The sequence below is a fragment of the Oligella ureolytica DSM 18253 genome, from assembly GCF_000373745.1.
GTDB lineage: Bacteria > Pseudomonadota > Gammaproteobacteria > Burkholderiales > Burkholderiaceae_B > Oligella > Oligella ureolytica.
Genome location: NZ_KB892280.1, coordinates 40,791 through 54,376, shown reverse-complemented (window position 1 = coordinate 54,376; position 13,586 = coordinate 40,791). Strand labels below are relative to the sequence as shown.

Here is a 13,586-nt window from a genome sequence, read left to right as displayed (position 1 = left end):
ATGCGCTCTTATCCTTTAGAACAAATCCAAGATAAAAAAATTCTTGTGATTGGTGATTTGATATTGGATCGATATTGGTTTGGTGATGTGAGTAGAATTTCTCCCGAAGCACCGGTGCCGGTAGTCCGTGTTGTCAAAAAAGAAGATCGTTTAGGTGGTGCGGGTAACGTCGCACGTAATGTCATTAGTCTGGGTGCTCAAGCGACCTTAACCGGCATCGTTGGGGTTGACGAGGGCGGTGAGAAAATCCAACGCCTGGCAGATGAGGTGGGTATTAATACGGCATTGAGCCTGGATCAGCAGATTAATACGACATTAAAAATGCGTATTTTAGGTAGAAAGCAGCAAATGCTACGTGTCGATTTTGAGCATGAGCCAACTGAGCATAGCTTGAAAGATTTATATGCCAATTTGGAAGAGTTGATACCGGCGCATGATATCGTTGTTTTATCAGATTACGCAAAAGGTGTTTTAAAGCACGTTGATTCGATTATTAATGTCGCAAAACAGCACGGATTGCAAGTACTGGTCGATCCTAAAGGTGATAATTATCAAGCGTATATGCACGCCAATCTCCTAACACCAAACCAGTTGGAAATGTCGCAGGCAGTTGGCCCTTGGAATACTGAGGAAGAGTTATACGAAAAAGCTCAAATGTTGCGTGAACAATTGCAGTTAGAAGCATTATTAGTAACACGATCAGAAAAAGGCATGACGCTATTTTCTGACGATGGGGCTCACCATGTGAATGCTCAGGCACAAGAAGTTTTTGATGTGTCGGGTGCCGGAGATACTGTGTTGGCAACGATGGCGGTGACTAGAGCTGCCGGTGTCCCTTGGCCAGAAGCAATTAAGTGGGCAAATAAAGCAGGCGGCATCGTTGTCGGTAAGGTGGGCACATCAATCGTGAGTGCAGAGGAGTTATTATGATCGTTGTAACGGGTGCTGCAGGGTTTATTGGCAGTCATAAAGGGCTTAAATGAGCATGGCTTTGATAATATTTTAGCCGTTGATGATTTGCAACAAGGTGATAAGTTTATCAATTTACGCGACTGTCAAATTGCCGATTACAAGGACAAAGATTTATTTAGACAAGAGTTGTTAGGGGATAAATTACCCCCGATTAGTATGATCTTTCATCAGGGGGCCTGCTCTGATACCACTGAGCGTGATGGTCGATTCATGATGGATAATAACTATCAAGTCTCTTTAGAGTTGTTGGATTATTGCCAACAAAAAGGTATTCCATTTATTTATGCTTCTTCTGCGGCAACCTATGGCGCTAAGCAGGCATTTACCGAAGAGCTGTCCTCTGAGGGGCCGTTAAATGTGTACGGGTACTCAAAGTTTCTTTTCGATCAAGTGGTGCGCCGCCGTTTAGTTAATAGTACGTCGCAAATTGTAGGTTTACGTTATTTTAATGTGTATGGCCCGCATGAGCAGCACAAAGCACGTATGGCTTCAGTTGCTTTCCATCATTTTAATCAGTTTGAAAGCAAGGGTTTTGTCCAGCTTTTTGGTGGCTATGATGGTTATGAAGCCGGTGAACAGGTGCGCGATTTTATTTATGTCGAAGATGTAGTTAAGGTTAATCTGCATTTTATGGAGCAACCGCAAATTAGTGGGATTTTTAATTGCGGTACGGGTAGAGCACAACCTTTTAATGATATTGCTCATACCGTCATTAATACGGTGCGTGAATCACGTGATGAAGCACCTTTGAGTCTTGATGAGCAGGTACAGCAAGGACTATTGAGGTACATTGATTTTCCGGATGACTTAAAGGGCAGGTACCAAAGCTTTACACAAGCTAATACTGACAGGCTTCGACATGATGGTCGATATGAGCAAAATTTTAAAACGGTTCAAGAGGACGTATCTGAGTATGTGCAGTATTTGTTAAATACTAAGTCTCTTTAGATATTACCTACCTAATATGTAGTTGCAAACTAGGTAGGATAAAAAAATCCTTATCGTGTTTTTGAGTCACTTGTTTCCTCATAATAAGTCACTGTAGTGCTTTTTATTATGAGGAAATTTTATGTCTATTTTTTTATTCACTTCTAAAGCATTTGTTCGCGTATCGCTTAGCTTAGCATTATTCTGGCTACCATCTATGAGTGCGCAAGCGGTTAATATTAATACTGCTAGCAGTGTAGAGTTGCAAAGCATTAAGGGAATTGGTGAGAAGACAGCCCAACGCATTATCGATGAGAGAGCGCGAGCAGGCGATTTTGAGTCAGCGGAAGATCTGTCCATTCGTATCAAAGGCTTGGGTAAAAAGAGGGCTGATAAAATGGTGGAAGACGGGCTTGTTTTTAGTCACAAACAAACACAGCATACGGCTAAGCCTTCTGTTGTGTCCCAAGAGGTGGCAGCGGTTAAAAAGCATTTTAAAGATAGCAGCTCCTCTTCTGGCTCAGGACCTTATTTGCTTAAAATAAAGTAGTTCAACTATGATTGATTAATCCTACGTTTGTTTGTGAAAAACTTAATCAGCACGATGAGTGGAAAGTGTTAAAATAACATTTTACATTCTACTTTTTAAGATTATTTTGTGTTGTCAGTATATGTCTCAACAAATTGTTAGTTACCCCACCATAGACCAAACTGTCGGAAATACGCCTCTAGTGCGTTTACAGCGCATACCCCAGCTATTTGGTATTGCCGATGATGTCGTTATTCTTGCTAAGTTAGAGGGAAGTAATCCCGCCGGTTCGGTTAAAGACCGCCCGGTCTTAAAGATGATCGCAGAAGCCGAGGAGCGTGGCCAAATTAAGCCGGGTGATACCTTAATTGAAGCAACCAGTGGTAATACAGGTATTGCCCTAGCCATGGTGGCGGCTATTAAAGGGTACAAGATGATCTTAATTATGCCTGACAATCTATCGCTTGAGCGTAGAGCGTCTATGAAGGCATATGGCGCTGAATTAATCCTTACAGATGCCTCTAAGGGGGGTATGGAGTATGCGCGTGACTTAGCTGAGCAAATGGAAAAAGAGGGCAAGGGACTTATTCTTAACCAATTCGCTAATTCGGACAATCCTCTAGCTCATTATGAAGCGACAGGTCCTGAGATCTGGCAGCAGACTCAAGGTCAAATTACCCATTTCGTCAGCGCCATGGGAACTACAGGTACGATGATGGGGACCGGTAAGTTTTTAAAAGAGCAAAACTCAGACATTCAATTGATCGGCGCGCAGCCGGCTCCGGGTGCGTCTATTCCAGGTATCCGTAAGTGGTCTCCAGAATATCAGCCTGCCATTTATCAACCTGAATTAATTGATGGGTTTGAAGCAATTGAGCAAGAGGAAGCTGAGCAGATGGCTCGTGATTTAGCTGCTAAAGAGGGTGTTTTTGGCGGTATTTCATCCGCCGGTGCCTTAGTTGCAGCGATTCGCACAGCCCAAAAGTTACAGCGTGGTACGGTGGTATTTATTGTCTGCGATAGAGGGGATCGTTATCTTTCTGATGGCGTTTTTAATTAATTTTGGTTGACCTTTTATAAGTAAGTAGTAATGAAATCAGTCTCTATCTTTGCTATGCCTAAGGATTTACCTGAAGAAGATCGCCTCGAGCGTCGTCGTATGGTATTGCGCTTAGGTTTGGCGTGGCTAATTATGATGCAAGTCATGATGTTTGCAGCACCGGGTTACTTTAAGCATCGGTATGTAGGGACTGATATTCAGGAATCTCTAGAGGTCGCCTTGGTTTTCTTAAACTGGGTTGGTTTGTTGTTAACCGTACCTATTCTTTTGTATTGTGCTATGCCAATTTGGAAGGGCTTGTTTGGTGCGGATCGTGATTTTAGTCATCGTCATGGCATGATTAACATGAATTTACCTGTGACCTTGGGTATCATTGTTGCTTTTATACCCAGTGTGCACACAACGCTTTATCACCATGGTGAAGTTTATTATGACTCGATCGCCATGTTTATTGCTTTTCTATTAACGGCAAGGTATTTAGAGTATATTGCGGTTCAATCCTCTTATATATCAAATGACAGTGCTTTGTTGGACAAAATTAATCAGTACCGTAGCCTAGATACAGCACATTCTGACAGATACGCATTTTATTTTGTTATATTGCAAATAGTTTTAGCGGTTATCAGCGGCTTAGTTTGGTATTTTTATATTGATCAATCCCATGCGCTCGCGGTGACGGTATCGTTGTTTGTTATGAGCTGTCCGTGTGCAATGGCGATGTCGGTACCTACGGCCTACGCTGCAGCACGTACTATTTTATTAAATCACCGACAAGATACTGAGATTGATTTAGAGTTTTCTGAGTCTGTATTGGCACGCACCAGAAAAACGGCACGTTTTTGTCTAAATGTTTCGATTGTCTTTCATCTCTTAATGGCACCTTTCGCAATGATAGGTATTGTTTCGCCTTGGTTAGCCGCTATTATTATGTTTGTTTCTTCATTGTGGGTCGGTTTGATGGGACTGCGTCTGTATAAGCGTTTCCGTAAAGAACTTGAGGTGATTCAGCTGCGTTTATCCAATGACGAGCGTCTGACTGTTGCCTAAAAAGTACGAACACCAAAGGTAAAAGCACTATGAAAATCTATATGATTCTTGGCTCGCTCGCTGTGGGCTTTATTGCCTTTATCAGTTATTTTTTATATTGGGCTATTTTTAAGGGCCAATATGATGATATTGATGAAAAAGGTGATTCAATTCTGTTGGATGATGACAATACAAGTCATTTGGTTAGCAATGAGCGTGATGAGCAGGCAAATAAGTAATTTAGCGATGTTTCGTTAAAACATAAAATAATAATAAAGTGATTTGAATTAAATCAACTTTCAATGAAAAATAAAATAAAAGTCATTTCTATTTGAGTTAATATCACGTTCAAATGATTGATTTGCTCAGCTTGGGGCGGAAAGCAATCTACAAAAAGCAGCTTTTTTGTAGTAATATAAGTGGTAATTAACACTAAATTTTTGTTACAAAGCAGTTTGTTTCGCTCTTATTAAGCTAGCTTTGACGTGATAAGTTCACAATACGATTTACATAGCAGTAATAAGTTTTTGTTTTTAAAGAGGAAGGTACTATGAGTACTCAAAATGTGATTGGGTCGGAAACCTTTAATTATAAGGTCGTTCGACAGTTCACGATCGCGACGGTTATCTGGGGTGTACTAGGTATGGGGATGGGAGTTTTTATCGCTACCCAACTGGTATTTCCGGAGTTAAGTTTCAATGAGTTTTTTGGATATGGTCGCTTGCGTCCTGTTCATACAAACTTGGTGATTTTTGCTTTTGGTGGTAGCGCGCTATTTGCAACCTCATACTATGTGGTTCAGCGTACCTGTCACACGACGCTGTTTGCACCTAGATTAGCTGCATTCACCTTCTGGGCTTGGATGTTTATTTGGGCTGCTGCTGCTATCTCTTTTTCGATGGGTTATACATCCACAAAAGAATATGCTGAAACAGAATGGTTATTAGATATTCTCATTACAATTGTTTGGGTATCTTATGCTGTTGTGTTCTTCGGTACCGTCGCTAAGCGTCGTACTAAGCATATTTATGTGGCAAACTGGTTCTACGGTGCTTATATCATTACCATTGCTATGTTGCATATTGTGAACAACCTGGAGGTGCCTTGGAGTTTAGCCAAGTCTTACTCTTACTACGCCGGTGTTCAAGACGCGATGGCACAGTGGTGGTATGGTCATAATGCAGTAGGTTTCTTCTTAACGACCAGTTTCTTAGGGATGATGTATTATTTCGTTCCTAAACAAGCTGAACGTCCAATTTACTCTTATCGTTTATCGATTGTTCACTTCTGGGCTCTCATCTTTACATATATGTGGGCTGGTCCTCACCACTTGTTATACACTTCATTACCAGACTGGACGCAGAGTTTAGGTATGTTGTTCTCCTTAATCTTATTAGCACCATCTTGGGGCGGTATGATTAACGGTATTATGACCTTGTCTGGAGCATGGCATAAGCTTAGAACAGACCCAGTCTTGAAGTTCTTGGTAGTTTCATTATCTTTCTACGGTATGTCTACCTTTGAAGGTTCAATGATGGCAATTCGCACGGTTAACGCACTATCACACTATACCGAGTGGACAGTAGCGCACGTGCATTCAGGTGCATTGGGTTGGGTTGCCATGATTTCCTTTGGTTCTCTCTACTACATGATTCCGCGTTTATGGGGTCGTGACGGCATGTACAAAAAATCATTAGTTGAGTTGCACTTCTGGTTGGCTACTATTGGTATCGTTTTATACATTGCCTCTATGTGGATTGCTGGTGTGATGGAAGGCTTGATGTGGCGTTCTATCGAAGCTGACGGCACGTTAACTTATAGCTTTGTTCAGGCATTGGCTTCTAAGAAAGTCTTATTAATTATGCGTGCTATTGGTGGTGGCTTATTCTTGACGGGTATTGTCATTATGCTCTTCAATACCATAGCTACCATTCGTGGTCGTGTTGGTGTTAATCCGCCGGTTCCTATGCCTGGTTACAGCAATACAGCGTCTGCTCCTGCAGCCGAACCAGCGAAAGCATAATATAAAGATAAAGGGTTTTTAAAAATGTCTGATGATAAAAAAGTTAAGTTTTTCTCTCATGGGATGCTTGAGAGAAATCTGCCGCTACTGATTACTTGTACTTTTTTAACGGTAGCAGTGTCAGGTCTAGTGCAAATTATTCCATTGTTCCACCAGCACTCAACGACCGAGCCTTCGCCAGGTGTGAAACCTCACCAACCATTAGAGTTGATCGGTCGTGATATTTACATCAAAGAGGGGTGTGTAGGCTGTCATACACAGCAAATCCGTTTGCTTAGTTCTGATGTGCACCGTTATGGTCCTTACTCTGAGGCGGGCGAGACTGTGTATGATTATCCTCACCTATGGGGTTCTCGTCGCATGGGTCCTGACTTAGCTCGTGTTGGAGGTCGTTATTCAGACGAATGGCATCGTGTTCATTTACGTAACCCCCGTGATGTTGTGGCTGAGTCTAATATGCCTGCCTATACTTGGTTGCAGCACAAGAGTGTAGAGCACCACGATGTTCAGGCTCGTATGAGAGCGCTTAACTGGTTAGGTAATCACCACGATAATAAGCCTATGTATACCGAAGAAGAGATTGCTAACGCACCAAATCTTTTAGTCGGTAAAACTGAAGAAGATGCGGTTGTTGCCTATCTTCAGAGTTTAGGTGTTGGTTATATGAATGCATGGCGTCAGCGTGATACTGTCGCTGATGCAGAGTAATTGGGATAGGAGCTAAACAGATGTTGGGCACGCTTAACGGTATTGCGACTATTCTCGCAATCATTGTTTTTTTCGGAATTGTATGGTGGGCTTTTTCTAAGCAACGCCGCAAAGATAATGACGAAGCGGCTCAACTACCGTTTAGTCTAGAGGACGAAATAAATTTAAGCGCTGATGAACAGCGCAAGGACAAGGATCATGGGTGATTTTGTTAATAGTGGCTGGAGTGCCTGGGTCACGATCATTTCAATCTTAGGTGTAGTTTTTGTACTGTGGTTGTTATGGACTCAGCGTTCATGGCTAGGGCAAAAAACTGTTGTTACCGAAGATACCGGACATGAATGGGATGGTATTAGGGAGCTAAACCATCCGCTACCTCGTTGGTGGATTGTTATGTACCTAGGCCTTAGTGTCATTGGTATTGGTATCATGGTTTTATACCCGGCATTGGGTAGTTGGGGCGGTTTAAGAGGTTGGAGTGCGGCTGAGCAGGTCGTCCAAAACCAGCAACAATTACGTGAAGCGATTGCGCCGGTTTATGCCCGTTTTGAGGGGATGACTACTGAGGACCTTGCAAAAGATCCTGAAGCTCGTTTAATTGGTGAGCGTTTATTCTTAAATACATGTGCTCAGTGTCATGGTTCTGATGCTAGAGGATCAACGGACTTTCCTAACTTAACCGACAATGATTGGTTGGGTGGCGATACGCCTGAGTATATTCATAATGTCATTACTAATGGACGTGTAGGTATCATGGCGCCTTTAGGTGGTGCTCTAGGTGACACTGCCGGCGAACAAAATGCTAACGCTAATGCGATTGCTCATTATGTTCGTTCATTGTCGGGATTGAGTGCTGATGCCACGCTTATTGCCAAGGGACAGCAGCAGTTTGGCGTTGTTTGTGTGGCCTGTCATGGTGTGGACGCTAAGGGTAATCAGATGCTCGGTGCTCCTAACTTAACTGATGATATCTGGTTAGGTAGTTCGTCTCATGCCGCAATTGTTCGCACCATTATGGAAGGTCGTATGAATATTATGCCTCCACAAAAAGACTATTTAACACCTGAACAGATTGATGTTTTAACCGCTTATGTTTGGGGTTTATCTAACAATAAATGATTCATTATGTAGTTTAATTTAATGACTCTGATAAAAGTTAGTGTCTTAACTTGACGCGGTTGTGTTTAAAACAGCGGATCTCATCAACAGCCCAATTGTCCATTAGGAGAGTTGGGCTGTTATAATATGTGGTGTACACATTTATATTGTATGTGCATGTAGTGTTTGATGTATGCTTTTTAGCTTTATTATGTATGCTTTTTGATCTGTGATGTATGTCTTTGTAATCCATGATATATGCGTTTATAATAAATAATGTATACGTTATACATAATTTCATAATTTCGAGTGATATATTATGAGCGAAAAAAAATCTCCTAGCATTCCTGAAAACTCTCAGGAAGCACCTGAATGGCAGCCGCCACAACCCACAAAAAAAATAGATCAAACAAGACCTAGGCCTAAACCTAAAACAGTCGCGGCAGGCCATATTCCAACAAGTCTCGATGAAAATGAAATCGAGTTTGTCGACCTATCACAAAAGATTTATATGCGCTCGGTTAAAGGCCGATTTAATAACTGGCGCGTTGCTATGATCTGGTTTACACAAATTCTTTTTTATGGGTTGCCGTGGTTAAACTGGGATGGTCGTCAAATTGTTCTTTTTGATTTAGTAGAGCGTAAGTTCTATTTTTTTGGTCTTGTTCTTTGGCCTCAAGACGTATTTTATTTGGCAATTATTTTAATTGTTTCGGCTTACGGGCTTTTCTTATTTACCGCAATAGCAGGGCGGCTTTTCTGTGGCTACGCCTGTCCGCAGACGGTTTATACCGAAATCTTTATGCATATCGAGAAGTGGGTTGAGGGTGACCGCATGCAGCGTATGCGCCTTGACGAAGAACCGATGAGCCCCCGTAAATTCCGCATTAAAACGACCAAACACGTTTTATGGCTTTTGGTCGGTTTCTGGACAGGCTTTACTTTTGTTGCTTATTTCTCGCCAATACGTGAGCTCTTCCCAAGTCTCTTGAAATTAGAACTTAGCTTCTGGGAATGGTTTTGGATCTTCCTTTATGGCGGTTTCTGTTGGATTGCGGCCGGCTTCTTACGAGAAAATGTGTGCCGTTATATGTGCCCCTATGCACGCTTTCAGAGTGTGATGGTGGATGCTGATACGATGATTGTTACCTATGATCAGAAGCGTGGTGAGCCTCGAGGTAAGCGTTCTAAAAAAGCAGACCCAACCGAGTTAGGGCTTGGTGATTGTATAGACTGTACGCTCTGTGTCCAAGTTTGCCCGACCGGTATTGATATTCGTAATGGTTTACAGTATATGTGTATCGGTTGTGGAGCCTGTATTGATGCCTGTGATGATGTTATGGAAAAGATGAATTATCCGAAAGGCCTAATTCGCTACACGTCTGAGAATAGTATCTCAATGGGTTTAAGCAAAAAAGAAGAGCGCAAGCGTTTATTTAAACCACGCACTTTAGTATACTTAACCTTGCTAGTGATTTTCATTACGGGTATTGTTACCTCTCTTGCTTTACGCAATGAATTGCGTTTCGATGTGGTTCGCGACCGTAACTCCTTAGGACGAGAAGTGCCGGGTGGTTACTACGAAAACGTTTATCGTGTGTTATTGGTTAATATGAGTCCTGAGACACGCCAGTTTGCGATTGATGCAGAAGCTGATGGTCTAAGCTCTCTAGAAGTGGATCTTGATAACTCTGGTTCAAATATCACCATGGTATCGCCAAGAACTAATCAGTGGATTCCAGTGGTTGTACGTACACCCGTAGAGGGTAATGATGTCGGTCGCTATGATATGGACTTTAATGTTCGCAGCATTGACGAAGGCAAAGAGCTAACCATTGATAAATCAAGTAGTTTCTTTGTGCCCAAATAGTTAAGGTGTTTTTATGTCATTAAAAGAAGTAAGTCAATCAAACTCTACAGAACAGGACACCAGTGGACCGTGGTATAAGCATCGTTGGCCATGGTTACTGATGGCCGGTCCGGCGATTGTCATTGTTGGTTGTGCCATTACTATTTATCTTGCCTTTACTCAGCACAAAGATACGCCATTAGTGAATCAGCAAAATCGTCAAGGCTTAATGACGACACGAAGTGGCGCAATCGATCAGTCTAGTTTTAAGCCAGCTGTCGATAGACCGATTCCTGAGCATTTGCGAGAGCAGTTTAAGCAGGATAAGGAATAAAAATAAAGACCTTTTAGTTTATGAAACTAAAAGGTCTTTATTTATTTAATTCTAACTTTTAACTTTCAACTTTTTTAACTAAGGCTTGTAGGCCATTACGATCCAGTATTTTTACTTCTCTTTGTTGGATCTCAATGAGTCCCTCGCGTGCAAAGCGTGAGAGTAGTCGGCTGACTGTCTCTAGTGTAAGCCCTAGGTAGATACCGATTTCCTCTCGAGTCATCCGCAGGACAAACTCGGTTGATGAATAACCTAATTGACCAAGGCGCTCAACCATATTTAGAATGAATGCGGCAACGCGCTGCTCAGACTTTAAAGAGCCGAGAGTAAGAGCCATACGGTGAGAGCGATTAATCTCATTACCCATCAAATGGCGTAATTGTGCCTGTAGGGCAGGAATGGATTTTGAAAGCTTATCTAAGTCCTCTAACCTAATCACACAGACCTCACTGTCTTCTAAAGCGACAGCAGAAGAAGAGTGAACTTGTGTAGCAATGCCATCCAAACCGACCAACTCACCGGGAAGTGAGAAGTTCGTGATTTGAATATGACCGTCCTCGCTTTCAAGCTGAGTTTTCATAGAACCTGAGCGAACACTGTAAATCGCAGTAAAAGGCGAACCTGAGGTAAAAAGAGTCTGATTTTTAGAGATGCGAATACGTTCTTTTACTAGCTCGGTGAGTTTTTCGGTTTCTTGAGCGCTTAAACCTGCGGGCATACATAGATGATTGCTCATGCATTGATCACAATGCACCGACTTGTCATCAAGAAGAATGGTTTTAGACATGACACACCTATTGTAAAAACTAGTTATCACTAGTTTGATATATCGTAAGCTTATTTTAACAAAGAATTAAGATTTTTGATGTAAATCAAGGTATGTCTTTGGATATATGTGTATGGAAGATGCTAGATAGTACGTGTCGTATTGGACTAGGATAGTGAATTATACAGGTTAATTAGTAGGGACGTATCACTATTTTTATTAAGTACAGCATAAGCTGGTATCACACAGAGGGTCATCAGTCAGATCATTGTCCGTGTTATCAGGAGCCCATGCATTTTGCTGGTCGCTAGGAGAGTTTGTGTCATGTGGCGATGAGCTTTGTGGCGGCTGATACGACTCGTAGGGGTTTTGTGTTGAAGGTGATTCGGTGTGCCCGCCTAAATCTCCTCCGGTATGCTGCTCGCTGCTACTTTCTATACACCAAAGTCCTGCGCAGCGGTCATTGCCGTCTGCTGGTGCGGTAGGGCTGTTGCTGGCGTTATCACTATCGATGAGCTGCTCATGATAGACAATTTTTGCACTTGATTCTGCAGGCCACATGACAGGATGCGACTGCATTGAGATGTGGGCGGTCAACTCCAGCGGTAGATAGCCATGAGTATAATAGGATTGTTTAAGTCTTGAGTTGCTTGATGTGCTTAGCTGCTTCATCAACGAGCTCACTCCCGGTACCAAGGGTTTGTATGGGTAAATCAATTGAACGCTCAATATATTTGCTTGGTAAATTGTTTGTTGAGAGTGTATACCGAGTGCCTTTTCTTGGTGCTGTTCAAATTGGTAGTTATTGTTAATTGCTGCAAAGCCGGTGCTTTGAGTAATTTCGAGATCAGCTTGTTGGAAGTCTTCGAAGTGCTTAGCATTAGGTGAGATGATACTAATGCGCCATGGCGGCATTGATGTGCTTGTGCTGACATTTTGTAGGTAGGCCGCTCGTCTAGCTTCGGTAGTCTCGTATGGGCCTGCCGGAGCAAATAAAGGGTTTAGAGCTTCCTCAAAAGCGGTAATTAATTGGGTTGGCTCTGCATGTGTGACGGCAGCAATACGTTGTGCTTCATGCAAGGCGAAGCGTATGTGTTGTTTGTGTATGTACCAGCGAGCGGTTTCTGTGGCGCCTAAACCTAAGAGTAGTACCGGCAATGCAGTAACTAAAAACTCAATAATTGCACTGCCGTGTTGTGAGTGCAGAGAGGAGGGAAGCTGTGTTCTTTTCATACGCTTAGTATGAGGTTTGATGTCTGCTTAGACAATACACAGAAATACAGACAAATCATCCACAAAAAAGCCGAATCTTAAAGATTCGGCTTTCTTATGGTGAATACATTAAATTCTTAATGCTCAGACGAGCTTTCTTGTGTGCTTAACTTGTTTTTATCGACAAAAAGTTGAGCGCATTCAATGGCATCAAATTTATATGGCTTGCCACAATAGTCGCAGCTGACGTCAATTTCTTCGCGTTCGCTCAGAATGGATTCTATCTCGGCGGTGCCTAACATGCGAAGCATATCGGCAACGCGTTCGCGATTGCAGCTGCAGTACCATTGGATAGGATGATCTTCCTCGGTTTTAAGAAGTTGCTCTTCCCAGAATAAACGATGAATTAATTCATCTTCGGAAAGTTTAAGTTGTTCATCGTGAGTAATCGTTTGAACAAAATGACCTGCTTTTTGCCAGTTTTCTTCTGCTTTGTCTTTGTCAATGGCTATTCCACCAGTAACGGCTAAGCGTTGCAATAAAATCCCGGTCGCTTTGTCATCATTGGCAGCAAGACGAATATAGGTATCTAATTGCTCGGAGTTGCGCATGTAGTTTTCTAATACTTCGGCAACACTATTACCTTCGAGTGCAACGATCCCTTGATAAGCTTGTTGGCCTTCTTGGCGATCATTGAGATCCAAAATCACCATAAAATGACCGCTACGATTGGGATTAACCAGCTCCTGGAAGCTGCTGTTTTCTTTGATAGCAAATTCTTGACGTAGCTTGACGGTAGCGCGAACGCGTAGCTCAGAATCACATTCAACCACTAATAGAGCAATGGGACCATCCCCTTGAATTTGTAAAACTAGGCTGCCATCAAATTTAATATTTGAGGATAATAATACGGAGGCGGCACAAAGCTCACCTAAGAGATTTTCTATTACTTTAGGATAGTGTTGGTGTTCACGACCATCAAGCCATGTTTGGCTTAGATTGGCGCTTTGAATGCGGATGCTGCGATCGGCAAATAAGTATTTTTTTAATAAGTCGTTCATGAAATTGTGACGATGACCAGA

At 42.3% G+C, this 13,586-nt stretch carries 14 protein-coding genes and 1 pseudogene; 12 read left to right on the top strand and 3 right to left on the bottom strand.

Annotation, left to right across the window (positions count from 1 at the left end):
• From rfaE1 to B092_RS13420, 12 genes and pseudogenes are all read left to right on the top strand, one after another.
• A complete protein-coding gene (gene rfaE1 / locus B092_RS13430; RefSeq protein WP_018573370.1) occupies positions 1 to 930 on the top strand; it encodes a D-glycero-beta-D-manno-heptose-7-phosphate kinase in 930 nt (309 codons plus the stop codon).
• Positions 927 to 1,920, top strand: a pseudogene (gene rfaD / locus B092_RS13425) (ADP-glyceromanno-heptose 6-epimerase). Before rfaE1 ends, rfaD begins: the two are co-directional and overlap by 4 nt.
• Positions 1,921 to 2,041: 121 nt before the next feature.
• A complete protein-coding gene (locus B092_RS0100935) occupies positions 2,042 to 2,449 on the top strand; it encodes a ComEA family DNA-binding protein (protein WP_018573369.1) in 408 nt (135 codons plus the stop codon).
• Between the two features lie 121 nt (positions 2,450 to 2,570).
• Entirely contained in the window at positions 2,571 to 3,488 is a 918-nt protein-coding gene (cysM, locus tag B092_RS0100930; protein ID WP_018573368.1) for a cysteine synthase CysM, read from the top strand.
• A 30-nt stretch (positions 3,489 to 3,518) separates the two neighbouring features.
• Positions 3,519 to 4,535, top strand: a complete 1,017-nt coding sequence (locus tag B092_RS0100925; protein WP_018573367.1) for a P-type ATPase actuator domain-containing protein — start codon at positions 3,519 to 3,521, stop codon at positions 4,533 to 4,535.
• Between the two features lie 29 nt (positions 4,536 to 4,564).
• On the top strand, positions 4,565 to 4,753 hold the full coding sequence (ccoS, locus tag B092_RS0100920) for a cbb3-type cytochrome oxidase assembly protein CcoS (protein WP_018573366.1): 189 nt from the start codon (positions 4,565 to 4,567) through the stop codon (positions 4,751 to 4,753).
• A 311-nt stretch (positions 4,754 to 5,064) separates the two neighbouring features.
• On the top strand, positions 5,065 to 6,537 hold the full coding sequence (gene ccoN, locus B092_RS0100910) for a cytochrome-c oxidase, cbb3-type subunit I (RefSeq protein WP_018573364.1): 1,473 nt from the start codon (positions 5,065 to 5,067) through the stop codon (positions 6,535 to 6,537).
• A gap of 24 nt (positions 6,538 to 6,561) precedes the next feature.
• Complete coding sequence (ccoO, locus tag B092_RS0100905; protein ID WP_018573363.1) at positions 6,562 to 7,245, top strand: cytochrome-c oxidase, cbb3-type subunit II; 684 nt, start codon at positions 6,562 to 6,564, stop codon at positions 7,243 to 7,245.
• A gap of 20 nt (positions 7,246 to 7,265) precedes the next feature.
• The gene (locus tag B092_RS0100900; protein ID WP_018573362.1) at positions 7,266 to 7,451 is read left to right on the top strand and encodes a cbb3-type cytochrome oxidase subunit 3; all 186 of its coding nucleotides are present in this window, start codon (positions 7,266 to 7,268) and stop codon (positions 7,449 to 7,451) included.
• A complete protein-coding gene (ccoP, locus tag B092_RS0100895) occupies positions 7,444 to 8,364 on the top strand; it encodes a cytochrome-c oxidase, cbb3-type subunit III (RefSeq protein WP_018573361.1) in 921 nt (306 codons plus the stop codon). Before B092_RS0100900 ends, ccoP begins: the two co-directional genes overlap by 8 nt.
• A 298-nt stretch (positions 8,365 to 8,662) precedes the next feature.
• The gene (ccoG, locus tag B092_RS0100890) at positions 8,663 to 10,213 is read left to right on the top strand and encodes a cytochrome c oxidase accessory protein CcoG (protein WP_018573360.1); all 1,551 of its coding nucleotides are present in this window, start codon (positions 8,663 to 8,665) and stop codon (positions 10,211 to 10,213) included.
• Positions 10,214 to 10,226: 13 nt separating this feature from the next.
• Positions 10,227 to 10,526 (top strand): FixH family protein, encoded by a 300-nt coding sequence (locus B092_RS13420; RefSeq protein WP_018573359.1) that lies wholly within the window; start codon positions 10,227 to 10,229, stop codon positions 10,524 to 10,526.
• 58 nt (positions 10,527 to 10,584) lie between these two features.
• Here the strand turns inward: B092_RS13420 and B092_RS0100880 are convergent, their stop codons facing one another.
• The 3 genes from B092_RS0100880 to hslO all read right to left on the bottom strand — a co-directional run bounded on the left by B092_RS0100880 (position 10,585) and on the right by hslO (position 13,565).
• The gene (locus B092_RS0100880) at positions 10,585 to 11,313 is read right to left on the bottom strand and encodes a helix-turn-helix domain-containing protein (RefSeq protein ID WP_018573358.1); all 729 of its coding nucleotides are present in this window, start codon (positions 11,311 to 11,313) and stop codon (positions 10,585 to 10,587) included.
• A gap of 198 nt (positions 11,314 to 11,511) precedes the next feature.
• Positions 11,512 to 12,525, bottom strand: a complete 1,014-nt coding sequence (locus B092_RS0100875; protein WP_018573357.1) for a TadE/TadG family type IV pilus assembly protein — start codon at positions 12,523 to 12,525, stop codon at positions 11,512 to 11,514.
• Between the two features lie 116 nt (positions 12,526 to 12,641).
• The gene (hslO, locus tag B092_RS0100870; RefSeq protein ID WP_018573356.1) at positions 12,642 to 13,565 is read right to left on the bottom strand and encodes an Hsp33 family molecular chaperone HslO; all 924 of its coding nucleotides are present in this window, start codon (positions 13,563 to 13,565) and stop codon (positions 12,642 to 12,644) included.
• Between the last annotated feature and the right edge of the window lie 21 nt (positions 13,566 to 13,586).

What these genes read in the sequence shown, in the direction of transcription:
- ccoO (WP_018573363.1), top strand. Translation starts at nt 6,562, where the DNA reads ATGTCTGATGATAAAAAAGTTAAGTTTTTCTCTCATGGGATGCTTGAG.
- cysM (WP_018573368.1), top strand. Translation starts at nt 2,571, where the DNA reads ATGTCTCAACAAATTGTTAGTTACCCCACCATAGACCAAACTGTCGGA.
- ccoS (WP_018573366.1), top strand. Translation starts at nt 4,565, where the DNA reads ATGAAAATCTATATGATTCTTGGCTCGCTCGCTGTGGGCTTTATTGCC.
- ccoN (WP_018573364.1), top strand. Translation starts at nt 5,065, where the DNA reads ATGAGTACTCAAAATGTGATTGGGTCGGAAACCTTTAATTATAAGGTC.
- ccoP (WP_018573361.1), top strand. Translation starts at nt 7,444, where the DNA reads ATGGGTGATTTTGTTAATAGTGGCTGGAGTGCCTGGGTCACGATCATT.
- hslO (WP_018573356.1), bottom strand. Translation starts at nt 13,565, where the DNA reads ATGAACGACTTATTAAAAAAATACTTATTTGCCGATCGCAGCATCCGC.
- B092_RS13420 (WP_018573359.1), top strand. Translation starts at nt 10,227, where the DNA reads ATGTCATTAAAAGAAGTAAGTCAATCAAACTCTACAGAACAGGACACC.
- B092_RS0100925 (WP_018573367.1), top strand. Translation starts at nt 3,519, where the DNA reads ATGAAATCAGTCTCTATCTTTGCTATGCCTAAGGATTTACCTGAAGAA.
- B092_RS0100875 (WP_018573357.1), bottom strand. Translation starts at nt 12,525, where the DNA reads ATGAAAAGAACACAGCTTCCCTCCTCTCTGCACTCACAACACGGCAGT.
- rfaE1 (WP_018573370.1), top strand. Translation starts at nt 1, where the DNA reads ATGCGCTCTTATCCTTTAGAACAAATCCAAGATAAAAAAATTCTTGTG.
- B092_RS0100880 (WP_018573358.1), bottom strand. Translation starts at nt 11,313, where the DNA reads ATGTCTAAAACCATTCTTCTTGATGACAAGTCGGTGCATTGTGATCAA.
- B092_RS0100900 (WP_018573362.1), top strand. Translation starts at nt 7,266, where the DNA reads ATGTTGGGCACGCTTAACGGTATTGCGACTATTCTCGCAATCATTGTT.
- B092_RS0100935 (WP_018573369.1), top strand. Translation starts at nt 2,042, where the DNA reads ATGTCTATTTTTTTATTCACTTCTAAAGCATTTGTTCGCGTATCGCTT.
- ccoG (WP_018573360.1), top strand. Translation starts at nt 8,663, where the DNA reads ATGAGCGAAAAAAAATCTCCTAGCATTCCTGAAAACTCTCAGGAAGCA.